The sequence below is a fragment of the Bradyrhizobium sp. in8p8 genome (genome assembly GCF_000426845.1).
GTDB lineage: Bacteria > Pseudomonadota > Alphaproteobacteria > Rhizobiales > Xanthobacteraceae > Bradyrhizobium > Bradyrhizobium japonicum_C.
In genome coordinates this window covers 577,326-590,022 of record NZ_AUGD01000001.1, presented here as the reverse complement: position 1 = coordinate 590,022, position 12,697 = coordinate 577,326, and the positions used below count along the sequence as shown (strand labels likewise).

Sequence of the window (12,697 nt, the reverse complement as noted above, 5' to 3'; positions counted from 1 at the left end):
CTTAGCCCTTCGGAGGATAGGGATCGTGCCCGTAGGAATTCTTGTCGCGAATCCGACCGTCCGGCCGATGAATGACGACTTCGCTCTGCTGGTTGATCGCGATCTCCCGTGCAGCCCGTTCGGCATCTCCCTGGGTCGGATGGATCGAGGTTGCCCTCTCATTCCTTTCGCCACGCACGGCCCATTCGTCACCGTGCGGAACGACATGCTGATTCTTGCCTGCCATGCTCACAACTCCTGATTCCTTGACCTGATTCGCAAATCGTAATAAGTAGCTATACGCTCTGTCATAGCCTGAGCCGAAGAAATAGCCCCGCGGGGCTGTCGACGATCTAGACATGGAACTCTATACGATCTGTCATGGCCGAGTCAAGCGCACCAAAAGACTTCGCCTCTCGCCTGCGCAAAACGCGCGAAACGCGGGAGCTAAGCCAATCCGAACTGGCCAGGGAAGCCGGCATGCAACCTTCGGCCATCGCCCATTTTGAGGCTGGGCGCCGCAAGCCGTCGTTCGACAACGTGCGAGCGCTCGCGAAGGCGCTGAAGGTCTCGGCCGACTACCTACTCGGGGCGCAAGCCGCGACGACCGCCTTTCGCGACGAAGACAAGCTGAGCGCAAAAGATCGACTTTTTATTCAGAACATCATCGACACAATGATTAAGGACAAGAAATAGGGGGCGAAACATGGCGGGCTTTCGGTTGAAGATGGCAACCCAGCACGGCGAAAAGGTCGCTGAGGAATTTGGCTTCAATCAGTTTCCAGTTAGACCTCGAGAGATCGCCAAGGCCAGGGATATTGTCATCCAGGCGAAACCAGCCGAAGTGACGGGCGTGTCCGGCGCGATCATCTTCGCCGGTGATTCGGCCACCATCATCTACTCCACCGAGCACGGCAACGAAGGCTTCGAGAATTTCTCCATTGGCCATGAGCTGGGGCATTGGTTCCTGCCGGGCCATCCCGAGGAGATTATCAAGGCCGGCGGCGCGCACATGTCCCGCGCCAATTTTACACAGAATACGTCGATCGAGCTGGAGGCTGACCACTTCGCCAGCGGCCTTCTCTTGCCGTCCAATCTCACACGCAACCTGCTCTCCAATTATCAGATCGGCCTCGACGGCATTCTCAAGCTGGCTGAGAAGGCCCATTGTTCGATCACGGCTGCCGCGATTCGGGCCGCGGAGTGCGGCAGCTATCCGATGGCGATCATCGTCAGCAAGGGCAACGAGATCGCATATGCGTTTACCTCGGAGTCTTTCAAGAATCTCGGCAAGCTAGCGTTCTTGCGAAAAGGCGCTCCTTTGCCCGACGGAGCGACGCAGAGGTTCAACGCGGATGCGGCGAATGTCCTTCGCGCCGAACGCGCCGTTGGTGAAACCGACTTGGCGACATGGTTCGACGGCCCGGGTCGGATCACTCTTGATGAAGAGATCATCGGCCTTGGCAAATACGGCTACACCTTGACCGTGTTGACCAGCGAGGGGCTGCCCGAAGCCCCTCTCGATGAGGAGGATGAGGATGCTGAATTGGAGCGAAGCTGGACACCCCGCTTCGCTTATGGCCGGTAGCCACATCCGACATTGGGCCGATTAGCAGGGCCATGCTGCGGGCCGTGGGATTGCCCTCGAACTAATACGGGTGTTGCACCCCCCGCAACCATCCCCTCTTCGAAACAGTATTATGACCCTTCCGGTAATTTCGGCTGCCGGAGATGATATTTCGGACGTGGCCGTAGTCCAGGAAGGTCGAAAATGCTTTATCTTTCAGCGGGGGCTGACTGACACTCTCTCCGTCGCACTGCTTCTCCATTGTATCCGGCCGTTCGAAGCCACGGCAAAGCATTGGATCTAGGCGACAACGGCTGTTGCGGTTATCTCAGGCGGACAAGCGCAACGCGATGCAACGGATGCGAAATCGATCCTTCCAGCACGAGATGCACAAGCGTCGACGATTATCACATGAGCTTTGCGACGGGTTGAATTGGGCAACTTAACAGGCCTGATGATAGGCGACTCAAGCCTGCGCGCCTCCCTTGATCGGCATCACCTTCTTGGGATCGAGCCAGTGGTCGATCCGATCAGCCCAATGCTGCATCAGCTTCGTGCGCGAGCCGATCAGCGCGAGGGGTCCGTGCTTCTTGTAGAGACCTTCCACAGTAGAGTTATCGAGATGTGCGAGCTGCAGCTCGACGACATCGCCATCCCATGCCTTGGCGTCCTTGATCTCTTCGTGGTGAGATAGAGTCGAGAACGTGGTCCGGAATCCGTGGGCACAATGATCAGTCTTGGTATCAATGCCAAGCAGCCGCAAGCGCTTGTTGAGCGTATTGTTTGATAGCGGCGCGTCCTTCGAGCAGGAAAACGCGTACCGGCGATGGCCGGTCAGCTTCTGGACGCTACGCAGGATCGCGAGTGCCTGTCGTGACAAGGGCACAACATGGTCCCAACCGGTCTTCATCTTGGGAGCTGGAACAGTCCAGCGTTTGGCATCCCAATCGACCTCGCCCCATTCCATTTCATTGACCATGCCGGGGCGGGGAATGGTCAGCGCATTGAAGCGCAAGGCAAGGCCAACGACGTCACCAAATCTCGCTCTCGTCCACGGTGCGCTGATAAGTTTGAAGACGCGCGTGACGTCGCGTGGTTCGGTGACACCGGGACGCGGCGTCGAAATGTTGGCAATCATCTGTCCATTCAGGTTGCGGAATGGATTGTAGCCGTCGCCTTCGACGTCGGCATAGTCGCAGATCTGCTCGCCGATGCTGCGCACTCGGTCCCGGGTTTCCAGCCTTCCCTCTGCTTCATATGAACGCATGAAAGCGAGCACGTCGGGACGCTTGATGTCCTGCCTGCACAGCTTGCCGAAGCGAGCCTTGACGTAGCCGACGCGCAGCTCGAGCACCTCGACGGTCTTGGGGTCGCGCACTGCGACGATCCTGCCGCGCTTGACTTTCTCCACCTTCTTCTTGGCGAGCCACTCATCGGCCCATTGCGCGAAAGGCCGGGCGGCGGCCTGCTTGTGCTTGTCGAGCTGCTTCTCGATGCTCGGGTCTTTGCCTTCCTTGAGCAGGTCTTTGGCCTTGTCGCGCTCGCGCCGCGCGTCTGCGAGCGAGAACGTGCCATCCCTGCCGTTGCCGTAGGGGCCGATGGAGTAGGTTTTCTGGCGGCCGTGGAAACGGTAGTCCATCCGCCAGAGCTTGGAGGCAGCGTTGCCGGGCCTGCTCACGTCCGGCGTGACGAAGAGATAGAGCCAGCCGCCGGTCACGTCGGAAATCTTAGCGGGACTCCACGCGCCATTGTCGAATTTCGGTCGGGCGGCGCGGCAGTCGACGTCGGTCTTAATCTGCTTGGGATTGGCGCACGCGCCGTCGTTCTTGCCGCCCATCGGCTCAATTCCTTCATTCGGCAAAGCGAAAGTCGCCGTGAACGTTTGTTCTCCCGATACCAGCAAAAATACCAGCAAATCGGGCGGCTGGGATCGGAGGAGAACAAACGGTGACGAACTAGAACGTACGCGGAAGTGCCTATTTTTCAAGGCTTTCCGAGCACGGTGCGGACGGTTGCGGACGTTTCGGAACGGGCTTGAACAGCCTGGTTGGTGCCCCTGGCCGGAATCGAACCAGCACTCCTTGCGGAACTCGATTTTGAGTCGAGCGCGTCTACCAGTTCCGCCACAGGGGCCCTCGGTCGGCCCATGAGGGAGCGTCGCGAAGCGGGCGGACTATAGCCATGGACAAAGCGGGGTCAACCCGCGCCAAAGTGATGCCGGACGTTCTCGACAGCCGCGGGGACCGGGGCTAGAGGCTGGAGCGCGAGAGATGCGAGAGAGGCTGCCGTGACGACCCAGAGTGCCGCAATACCTGCATTCAAGCCGGCCAGCGCCGGTCCCGCGCTGACCGCCTCGCTGCTTGTCACGCTGATCGCCGCAGCCGCGCTCGCAGGTGCCTGGTTCTTCCAGCTCGTCTTGGAGATACTGCCCTGCCCACTCTGCCTGGAGCAGCGCTATGCCTATTACCTCGCGATTCCGCTCGGTGCGCTCACGGTGCTGGCGGCGAGGAGCGGCGCGCCGCGACCGCTGCTGCTGGGGGGGCTCGCGATTTTGGCCCTGGCGACGCTCGCCAATGCAGGGCTGGGCGTCTATCATTCCGGCGTCGAATGGGGGTTCTGGAAGGGGCCGACCGACTGCTCCGGTCCCGTCGTCAATCTCGGCAGCGCGGCTGATCTGCTCTCGAAGCTCGACACCGTGAAGGTGGTGCGCTGCGACGAGGTGCAGTGGCGCTTCCTGGGTCTCTCGCTCGCCGGCTACAACGTGCTGATCTCGCTGCTGATGGCTGCGATCGCCGCCTGGGGATTTGTGCGCACGGCGAAGCGGTAGGACTCAATCGTCCACGTCGTCCTGCGTGCGTCCGAACAGATGCACGATGCCCGGCGTTGCGATCGTCACGAACACGAAGCGCGACAGGTGATGGGCGCCGACGAAAATCGGGTCGATGTGCAGCGTCAGCGCCAAAGCCAGCATCGCATCCATCGCGCCAGGCGCGAAGGCGACGACGACGTCGGAGAGCTTCACCTGCGTGGTCAACGCCACGATGCCGACGAAGATGGCGGAGACGACGATGGCCACGGCGAACGAGCCCAGTGCCGCGCCGAGGTGGCCGGCGAGCGTCTTGACCCGCATTCGCGCGAAACGGCTGCCGATCAGGGCGCCGATCCCGATCAGCGCCACGCCGCGCACCCAGTCCGGCAGGCCGCCCTCGACCCATCCGGCACCATGCAGCACGCTGGAGGCGATCATCGCGCCGAACATCCAGCTCGCCGGAAATTTGATCAGCCGCAAGACGAGCGCTGCGGCCAGCGACGCGGCGGCCAGTTCGAGCAGGTCGAGCGGCGACGCGATGGTCGTCGTCAGCAATGGTGAGGCAGAGGGCGCGACGTCCGCAATCGCCAGCACCATCGGCAGCGCGGCGGTCAGGATGATGACGCGCATGGTCTGCACCACCGCGATGCCCGGCAGGTCGGCGCCGCGCTCGACCGCCAGGATGGTGATCTGCGACAGCGCGCCGGGGCTGCCGGCCAGGAAAGCCGAGGTGCGGTCCCAGCCATGGATGCGCTGGAGGTAATAGCTCGAGCCGAACGTCGAGCAGAAAGTGGCGAGCGCAAGCAGCCCGATGGTGAGGGGATAGGCGCCGACCTGCTGCAGCAGATGGCGCGAGACGACCGAGCCCAGCGAGATGCCGAGCAGCACCAGCACGGTCTGGGTCAGGATCGGCGGCAGCGTCAGCTGGCGGCCGGCGATTGCAGCCATCCCGACCGCGATCATCGAACCCGAGATCAGGCCGCCCGGAAGGTTGGCGGCGAGAAACACCAGGCCGCCGGCGGTGCCGATGACGAGCGTCTCCAGCGTGCTCAGGATCACGGCACGGCTCGGCCATCCGAACGTCAGCGAGGCGGTGATTTGCTTCACGCCACCTTATCGCCTATCGGCGGGAGGCGCACAATTGCAGGCTCGTCATGCCGCAATGCGCGAGCCTCTCACAGGTGCTCGCGAAGGATCCGGTCTTACTTCTTGTCTGCCGCAGGAGCGGCTGGAGCGACAGTGCGGGCCTTCGCCTCCTTCTTGCACTCGCGGCGGAATTTCTTGCGCTCCTTGCCCTTCAGTCCCTTGGTGTCCGCCTGCTTGGAGCATTCGAGCGACTCGGCCGAGCGCTCCATCGCCGTCTTCTTCTCGGTGGTGACAGCGGCATCGGTTTTGGCAGCGGGCGCGGCCGTCTGCGCAGACGCGGCGCCGGTGATCAGCAAGGAGGCGAGAGCGATGACGGCGAGGCGAAAGGAAAAGATCATGTGGTGCACTCTTTTCGCGAGAATGCGAGGGGCGGGGAACGTCGGCTTGGGTTGCTGAACGCGGCATGAATGGTTGAGTAGCGGGAGTCACTATATTTTGCCGACGCAGCTCATCGCATCCTTGTCGAAAGCGGACGACACGCTAGGATAGAAATGTTCGTTTTACTTCCGTCGGGGAAGATCAAGCAGGAGACCCAGGTATGACCATTCAGACGAAATTGTTGTGCGCGATTGCAGCATCGGGTGTCGCGACATTGCTGGCCGGCGCGCCAGCGCAGGCGCTGACCGCGCAGGAGTGCAGCGCGAAATACCAGGCCGCCAAGAAGGACGGCTCGCTCGGGACCATGAAGTGGAATGATTTCCGCAAGGCCCAGTGCGGGGCAGACGCAACGTCTGCCGCGGCTACTCCGGCTGCTCCTGCGGAGCCGAAGCAGGCAAAGAAGGATGGGGAGCCTGCCGCCGCGCCGACGCTGCCGGCTGGCCCTGCGATCTATCCGAACGCGGTCGATCCGAAATATGCCAAGGAGACCCCCGGCAAGGCGCGTCTGCACACCTGCGTCGACCAGTACAATGCCAACAAGGCCAACAACGGCAATGGCGGCTTGAAGTGGATCCAGAAGGGCGGCGGCTATTACAGCGAATGCACCAAGAAGCTGAAGGGCGCGGCCTGAGCTCCTATCTGACACATGATGGCCGGAGCTACGCTCCGGCCATTTCGTTTGATTTTTGCTGCACGGTTTTCCAGATCGTGCTCAGTCGAGCAGCTTCTCGGCCGATCTCGCCACCAGCTGCGACCGCCTGCGCGGACCGTGCTCGACGAACAACAGGCTCTGGCCGAAGATGAAGCAGTAGAACAGGAAGGCCTGCGCCTCGGCCTGCTCGGCTGCAAGGCCGGTTGCGCAATAGAGCTCGGCCACGTGCTTGAGCCGAGCTGCGTCCACGCTCGCCACCGCGGCCGCAGCGTTCTCGTCCGAGCGAGCCCATTGCCGGATCGCAAGCTCGATTGCCATCCCTTCCGGATTGAGCCGCTCGGAGTAAAGCTGGATGATCGCGCTTAGCCGCTCGCGGGGCGCTTGCCCGTTGAGACCTGTCTGCTGCGCGATTGCGGCGACGCGCCCCTCGCGCCAGACCTCCAGCATGGCGTTGAGCAGCGCGGCGCGGTCGGCGAAGCGTCGGTAGAAGCCGCCCTTGGTGACGCCGAGGTTCTTGGCGAGCACCTCGACCCGCACGCCTTCAACTCCTGAACGGGCGAGCTCGGCAAATCCGGCCTCGACCCAGACATCACCCTTGCCGTCCCTCATGAGGAAGCCTCGCCGATCTTGATACGGTGCCGTATTGCTAGCGCGACAAGGCTTTGATACGCTACCGTATCAACGAAAAGCTGGAGGGATTGCGATGGAGGAGATGGCCGCGTTCGAGCCGAAAAACCCTGAGTGCCTCACCGCCGCGACGGCGATGTTTGCCGCCCAACCGGCGATGCGCACGCTGGGCCTGTCGGTCGTGGATCTGTCGCCGGGTCGGGTCGAACTGGCGATGCCCTATGCAACCGCCTTCACCCAGCAGAACGGCTTTGTCCATGCCGGCATCATCACCGCAGGCCTGGACAATGCCTGCGGCGTCGCCGCCTTTACCTTGATGCCGCGCGAGGCCGACATCCTCACCGTCGAGTTCAAGACGACGCTGCTCGCGCCGGCCCGGGGCGAGCGCTTCGTCTTCAGGGCCGAAGTCATCAAGCCCGGCCGCACGCTGACCTTCTGCGAAGCCAAGGCCTTTGCCCAGCATGACGGCAAAACCAAGCTGATTGCGGCCATGACCGGGACCCGGATGGCGATCATGCCTCGCCCGGCAGCTTAGTTGAGCCGGGTCCGATTCGCGTGGCAATCGCGTCCGCGGCATTCTATATGACCGGTAACAATTCCTGGTCCCCAATCGTACTTGCGACAGGGGAACCGACGCGGGACGAGATATGGCTGGATCTGGGAAAGAGCGCCTCATGCCGACGCGGCGCGCCGCCTTGACGCTGATCGGAGCAGGCAGCTTAGCGGCGGGCGGCATCACGTTGGCGCGCGCCGCGAGCGACGATGAGGTGCTGACCGAAGCCAAGGTGTTGCGCGATCCGGACACGCCCGTCGCCGGCAATCCCAACGGAAACGTCACCATTGTCGAATGGTCCGACTACAATTGTCCCTATTGCCGCAAGCTCGAGCCCGAACTGCGTCAGGTCGTCCAGGACGATGGCAAGGTGCGGCTCGTGATGAAGGATTGGCCGATCCTCGGGCCGGTCTCGGTCACGGCCGCGCGGACCGCGCTCGCGGCGAAATTCCAGGACAAGTACCATCAGGCCCACGACGCCATGATGGGCGTCAGCTCGCGCCTGACCGAGGCGCGCATCAACGAGCTGCTGGCAGCTGCCGGTGTCGACATGGACCGGTTGAAGCGGGATCTTGCCGGTCACGCCAAGGACATCGACGCCATCCTCAAGCGCAACAACGAGCAGGCCGAAGCCTTCGGCTTCCGCGGCACCCCGTCCTTCATCGTCGGCAAGTATCGCGTGCCCGGTGTGCTCACCATGGCCCAGTTCGAGCAGGTCATCGCCGACGCGCGCAAGGCCAAGATGAACTGACGCGCAAGGCGTCCGGGTGTGCAAAAAAGACGCCGCCGCGGAACTCGCGACGGCGCCTTCTTCAGGTGATCGGTCGGTATTATTTCGACGAGATCCGGACCCAGTCCTTGTGCGCGCGGTCACGCAGCGCGTCAAAGTCGGCCTTCGCAACATCCCAGTTCACGATGGTGCGATTGGTGGTCGCCACCTCGCCGTTGGCGACCGACGACGTCTGCATGGAGTCATAGACGTAGACGCCGCCCGCAAGCAGCAGCGCGCCCAAAATCATTCCGAAAAAAGTCTGCATGGCGAACCTCCGGTGACCGGCAACAACGTCGGCCCGGAGTGATGGTTCCGCGGCAGTACGGCGCAGGTAAGGACGGATCGTTCACGTCCTATTCAGCCAAGCCATCAGCTCCGCGTTGATCTCGCGCGGATAGGTGTGGCTGAGATCACCGATCTCGCGATAGGTGACATCCGCGCCCGCAGCGGAGAGCGCCGCCTGCGTCTGGCGTGCGGTCTGCACCGGAAACATCCAGTCGAGCTTGCCGTGAGTGATGAAGACCGGCAGGCCTTGCAGGCGCGTTGCGTCCGCCACCTCCGCCAGCAGCGGATGGAAGGTCGCCGCAACAGGCGCGAGGTGAGTGAAGGGCGAAGCGCTCTCGAGCCCGCTCACGTAACAGAAAGTGCCGCCATCGCTCATGCCGGTGAGCAGCATGCGCGTGGGATCGATGCTCCAGCGTCCACGTACCGTCTTGAGGACGCGCATGAGGTTCGGCGTGTCGGTGTCGTCGCCCATCAGCGCCCAGGTCGGGCCGGTCGCTGTCGGCGCCACGAGGATCGCGCCAAGGCTGCGCGCGTCGCGCAGCCAGCTCCACAGAAAGCCGCGCCCGTTGCCGCTGCCGCCATGCAGCGCCATCACCAGCGGCATGGCGCGATCGGGCACGTAATATTCGGGGACATAGACCGAGAAGCCGCCGCGGCTGCCGGGCTCATTGTGATCGTGGAAGATGCCGGTGTGCTCGCCCGCGCCGACTTCCAGGCGCGACAGCACATCATGGTTCTCCCGATTGGCGTCGTTCAGAAAGAAGCTGCTCACCGGCGGAAACTGCTCCGCCAGCGGATAGAGCGCCTCCTGCGCGCGCGGGACATGGCGAAGCGCGCGAAAGACGGCGACGAGATCGCCATTGCCACGCTCGACCTCGCGAATTCCGGCAAAGGCGGCGAGCGTCTCGTTGCAGGCGGCGTCGAGCCGCTCGCGGATGCCGGCGAATTGCTCCGGCCAGTCGCCGATCGCCGCACGGGCCGCTCGCAGCGCCTCGTCCGGTGTGCCGATTGCGTTCATCACGGAGGCGAAAGCCGGCGGGTGCAAATGCCGCTGGAGGAAGCCGAGCGCTTCCAGCGCATTGAGCAGCGGCGGCAGCACGGCCACGATGTCGTCCACCACGACCTCGGTCATCGCCCGCTTCCTCAAGCCTCGTGATCAGTGCAGCTTCGGCGCCTTCAGGAGCTTGAAGCGGTCGGTCGAGGTCACCGCGACGTCGAAGGTGACGCCCTCGTGGTGAACGGTCAGCGGCACGTCGACGCCGGCGGGGCCGAGCGCCCACATCTTCCTGTAGAAGGCGCTCTGGCTCGTGACTTTCTCGCCGTCCACGGCGAGGATGACATCGCCGGTCTTGAGCTCGGCGCGGGCGGCCGGGCCGTTGGCGGAGATCCCGATCACCACCACGCGGTTGTCGATCTCGGTCGAGAAGAGCCCGAGCCAGGGCCGCGCCGGCTTGTTGACGCGGCCGAATTTGCGCAAGTCCTCCAGGATGGGCTTCAACAGATCGATCGGCACGATCATGTTCACGTGCTCGGCCTTGCCGTCGCGTTCGCGCTCCAGCTGGAGGGAGCCGATGCCGATCAACTCGCCGCGCTCGTTGAGCAACGCGGTGCCGCCCCAGTTCGGATGCGCGGGATAGGTGAAGATGGCTTCATCCAGCAGATATTCCCAATAACCGGCGAATTCCTGCTTGGCCACGATCTGGCTGGCGACCGAGCGTGTGCGGCCGCCGGCGCCGCCGACCACGACGCGGTCGCCGATCCGGGTTTCGGCCGAGTTGCCGAGCGGCAAGGGGTCGACGTCGAGCCGGCCGAGCGCCTGCACCAGCCCGAAACCGGTCTCGGAATCGAAGCCGAGCACATGGCCTTCCACCACACGTCCGTCGGCGCGGTGCAGCCAGACCGACTCTGCCTCAGTGATGAGATAACCGATCGTGAGCACCAGCCCGTCGTCGATCACGACGCCGTTGCCGGCGCGCTCGGTGCCCAGCGTTTCGGCGCTGAAGGCGTCCGGCGGGACGATGGCGTGCAGGCCGACGACGGATGCGAGCGCGCGGTCGAGATCGAAACCATAGTCGCTCGCGCGCGGCTGGTTCGCCGGCGGCACTCTCCATTCTGTCAGAGCGGGCATGGAGTCCTCCTGGCTGAGAGCATCGCTCCGGAAGGGCTGGTGGAACGAGGCACGAAGCAAGCATAATTTAGGCCGGGCGATCCCGTCTTGAAAGCCTCGTTCCAAACTATTCGTGAGAACGCCGGGTGAAATCTTTGAAATGTGCGCAACCGGTTCGTGCGCTCGGCGAGCAGGCCGCGCCTATCCGACATGGCCCGCATGGCTGGTGTCCGGGGAGGTGCTAGGCGCCGTGCAGTGAAGCTGCTAACGCTTGCCGCTTCGTTTGGCCGAGACATCACGGACGACAAGCATGGACAACCGCAGCGACATCTGGCGTGGCATCGATACGATCAAGGGGCGTTTCATCGATCTCAGCGACAGGGTCTGGGGCATGCCCGAGGTCTGCTACACCGAGGCGCGGTCCGCCGCCGAGCATCTTGCCGAGCTGCGCCATCAGGGCTTCCGGATCACCGAGAACGTCGCCGGCATTCCAACTGCGCTGATGGGGGAGTGGGGCGAGGGCGGTCCGGTCATCGCCTTCATGGGTGAATACGACGCGCTGCCGGGCCTCAGCCAGGAGGCGGGTGTCGCCGAGCATCGCCCGGTCGAGACCGGCGGTCACGGTCACGGCTGCGGTCACAATCTGCTCGGTTCCGCCGCGCTGCTCGCTGCGACCGCGGTGAAGGACTGGCTGGCCGAGAACAAGGTGCCCGGCCGCGTGCGCTATTACGGCTGCCCCGCGGAAGAAGGCGGCGCGGCAAAAGCCTTCATGGTGCGCTCCGGCGCGTTCGAGGGCGCGGACATCGCCATCACCTGGCATCCGCACAGCTTCTGGGAGGTCGCGGTCACGCCGTCGCTCGCCAATACGCGCGCCGACTTCATCTTTACCGGCCGCACGTCGCATGCCGCGGCCTCACCGCATCTCGGCCGCTCGGCGCTCGATGCGGTCGAGCTGATGAATGTCGGCGTGAACTACATGCGCGAGCACATGCCGAGCGACGCGCGCGTGCACTATGCACTGCTCGACACCGGCGGCATCGCGCCGAACGTGGTGCAGGCCCATGCGCGCGTGCGATATTCGATCCGCGCCCGCGATCTTCCCGGCATGAACGAACTGGTCGAGCGCGTGTCCAAGATCGCGCAGGGCGCGGCGCTGATGACAGAGACCAAGGTCGAGATGAAGATCATCTCCGCGGTCTCCAATATCCTGCCGAACGCGCCGCTGGAACGGGCGCTGCACCAGGTGATGGAAGAGCTCGGACCCCCGCATTTTGACGACGCGGACAAGAGGTTTGCTGGCCAGATCCGCGCAACGCTGAGCGACAAGGATATCGACTCTGTCTATTACGCGATCGGCATGGAGCCGACGGACCGCCCGCTGGCCGACTTTCTGGTGCCGCTCGATGCCAAGCGCAACCCGCTGGTCGGCTCGACCGATGTCGGCGACGTGAGCTGGGTGGTGCCGACGGTGCAGGTGCATGCACCGACCGTTGCCATCGGGACGCCCTTCCACACCTGGCAGGTGGTGGCGCAGGGCAAGAGTCCGCATGCCCACAAGGCGATGGTGCAGGCGGCGAAGGCTATGGCGGGTCTCGGCATCAGGGCACTGACGGAACCGGAGCTGATCAAGGCGGCCAAGGCAGATCTTCAGAAGCGGACGGCCAAGACGCCTTACGTCTGTCCGTTGCCGGATCACGTCGCCCCGCCGCTCGACATGTCCAAGATCTAGATCCAAGATCTGGATCCAGACCCCCAGAATTCCGAGTTCATGTTCGCCTGATCGGGCGAACAAATTTTCCGCACTGCAGCGCGCGATCCGGGA

General features: G+C 63.5%; 15 protein-coding genes and 1 tRNA gene. 7 read left to right on the top strand and 9 right to left on the bottom strand.

Annotated features, from left to right (window positions below):
* Position 1 precedes the first annotated feature (1 nt).
* The gene (locus K408_RS0102815; RefSeq protein ID WP_006018771.1) at positions 2 to 226 is read right to left on the bottom strand and encodes a DUF2188 domain-containing protein; all 225 of its coding nucleotides are present in this window, start codon (positions 224 to 226) and stop codon (positions 2 to 4) included.
* A 134-nt stretch (positions 227 to 360) separates the two neighbouring features.
* Between K408_RS0102815 and K408_RS0102810 the strand changes: the two genes are divergently transcribed.
* Entirely contained in the window at positions 361 to 675 is a 315-nt protein-coding gene (locus K408_RS0102810) for a helix-turn-helix domain-containing protein (protein ID WP_013500416.1), read from the top strand.
* Between the two features lie 10 nt (positions 676 to 685).
* A complete protein-coding gene (locus tag K408_RS0102805) occupies positions 686 to 1,567 on the top strand; it encodes an ImmA/IrrE family metallo-endopeptidase (protein WP_006018773.1) in 882 nt (293 codons plus the stop codon).
* A 445-nt stretch (positions 1,568 to 2,012) separates the two neighbouring features.
* Here the strand turns inward: K408_RS0102805 and K408_RS0102800 are convergent, their stop codons facing one another.
* Together K408_RS0102800 and K408_RS0102795 are read right to left on the bottom strand one after the other, a co-directional pair.
* On the bottom strand, positions 2,013 to 3,383 hold the full coding sequence (locus K408_RS0102800; RefSeq protein WP_006018774.1) for a tyrosine-type recombinase/integrase: 1,371 nt from the start codon (positions 3,381 to 3,383) through the stop codon (positions 2,013 to 2,015).
* 211 nt (positions 3,384 to 3,594) lie between these two features.
* Positions 3,595 to 3,679 (bottom strand) — tRNA-Leu (locus K408_RS0102795).
* A 154-nt stretch (positions 3,680 to 3,833) separates the two neighbouring features.
* Here K408_RS0102795 and K408_RS0102790 point away from each other — a divergent pair.
* On the top strand, positions 3,834 to 4,373 hold the full coding sequence (locus K408_RS0102790; protein ID WP_024337248.1) for a disulfide bond formation protein B: 540 nt from the start codon (positions 3,834 to 3,836) through the stop codon (positions 4,371 to 4,373).
* 3 nt (positions 4,374 to 4,376) lie between these two features.
* Here K408_RS0102790 and K408_RS0102785 read toward each other — a convergent pair whose 3' ends face one another.
* Together K408_RS0102785 and K408_RS0102780 are read right to left on the bottom strand one after the other, a co-directional pair.
* Positions 4,377 to 5,462 carry an AbrB family transcriptional regulator gene (locus tag K408_RS0102785; RefSeq protein WP_024337249.1) on the bottom strand — a complete coding sequence of 362 codons (1,086 nt, stop codon included), beginning with the start codon at positions 5,460 to 5,462 and terminating at the stop codon, positions 4,377 to 4,379.
* Between the two features lie 95 nt (positions 5,463 to 5,557).
* Positions 5,558 to 5,839: a PsiF family protein gene (locus K408_RS0102780; RefSeq protein ID WP_024337250.1), complete on the bottom strand. Its 282-nt coding sequence runs from the start codon at positions 5,837 to 5,839 to the stop codon at positions 5,558 to 5,560.
* A gap of 200 nt (positions 5,840 to 6,039) precedes the next feature.
* On the opposite strand from K408_RS0102780, the gene K408_RS0102775 reads away from it, so the two are divergent.
* Entirely contained in the window at positions 6,040 to 6,510 is a 471-nt protein-coding gene (locus tag K408_RS0102775; RefSeq protein WP_024337251.1) for a hypothetical protein, read from the top strand.
* An 81-nt stretch (positions 6,511 to 6,591) separates the two neighbouring features.
* On the opposite strand, the gene K408_RS0102770 is transcribed toward K408_RS0102775, so the two are convergent.
* The gene (locus K408_RS0102770; protein WP_024337252.1) at positions 6,592 to 7,140 is read right to left on the bottom strand and encodes a TetR/AcrR family transcriptional regulator; all 549 of its coding nucleotides are present in this window, start codon (positions 7,138 to 7,140) and stop codon (positions 6,592 to 6,594) included.
* A 103-nt stretch (positions 7,141 to 7,243) separates the two neighbouring features.
* Between K408_RS0102770 and K408_RS0102765 the strand changes: the two genes are divergently transcribed.
* Together K408_RS0102765 and K408_RS0102760 are read left to right on the top strand one after the other, a co-directional pair.
* The gene (locus K408_RS0102765; RefSeq protein ID WP_024337253.1) at positions 7,244 to 7,693 is read left to right on the top strand and encodes a PaaI family thioesterase; all 450 of its coding nucleotides are present in this window, start codon (positions 7,244 to 7,246) and stop codon (positions 7,691 to 7,693) included.
* Between the two features lie 112 nt (positions 7,694 to 7,805).
* Positions 7,806 to 8,462 carry a DsbA family protein gene (locus K408_RS0102760; RefSeq protein WP_024337254.1) on the top strand — a complete coding sequence of 219 codons (657 nt, stop codon included), beginning with the start codon at positions 7,806 to 7,808 and terminating at the stop codon, positions 8,460 to 8,462.
* Positions 8,463 to 8,541: 79 nt separating this feature from the next.
* Here K408_RS0102760 and K408_RS0102755 read toward each other — a convergent pair whose 3' ends face one another.
* From K408_RS0102755 to K408_RS0102745, 3 genes are all read right to left on the bottom strand, one after another.
* Positions 8,542 to 8,748, bottom strand: a complete 207-nt coding sequence (locus K408_RS0102755) for a hypothetical protein (RefSeq protein ID WP_024337255.1) — start codon at positions 8,746 to 8,748, stop codon at positions 8,542 to 8,544.
* Positions 8,749 to 8,829: 81 nt separating this feature from the next.
* On the bottom strand, positions 8,830 to 9,900 hold the full coding sequence (locus tag K408_RS0102750) for a carboxylesterase family protein (RefSeq protein ID WP_024337256.1): 1,071 nt from the start codon (positions 9,898 to 9,900) through the stop codon (positions 8,830 to 8,832).
* Positions 9,901 to 9,924: 24 nt separating this feature from the next.
* Positions 9,925 to 10,896, bottom strand: coding sequence for a S1C family serine protease (locus K408_RS0102745; protein WP_024337257.1), 972 nt, complete (start codon positions 10,894 to 10,896; stop codon positions 9,925 to 9,927).
* A gap of 289 nt (positions 10,897 to 11,185) precedes the next feature.
* Between K408_RS0102745 and K408_RS0102740 the strand changes: the two genes are divergently transcribed.
* Positions 11,186 to 12,604: a M20 family metallopeptidase gene (locus K408_RS0102740; RefSeq protein WP_024337258.1), complete on the top strand. Its 1,419-nt coding sequence runs from the start codon at positions 11,186 to 11,188 to the stop codon at positions 12,602 to 12,604.
* Positions 12,605 to 12,697: the final 93 nt, after the last annotated feature.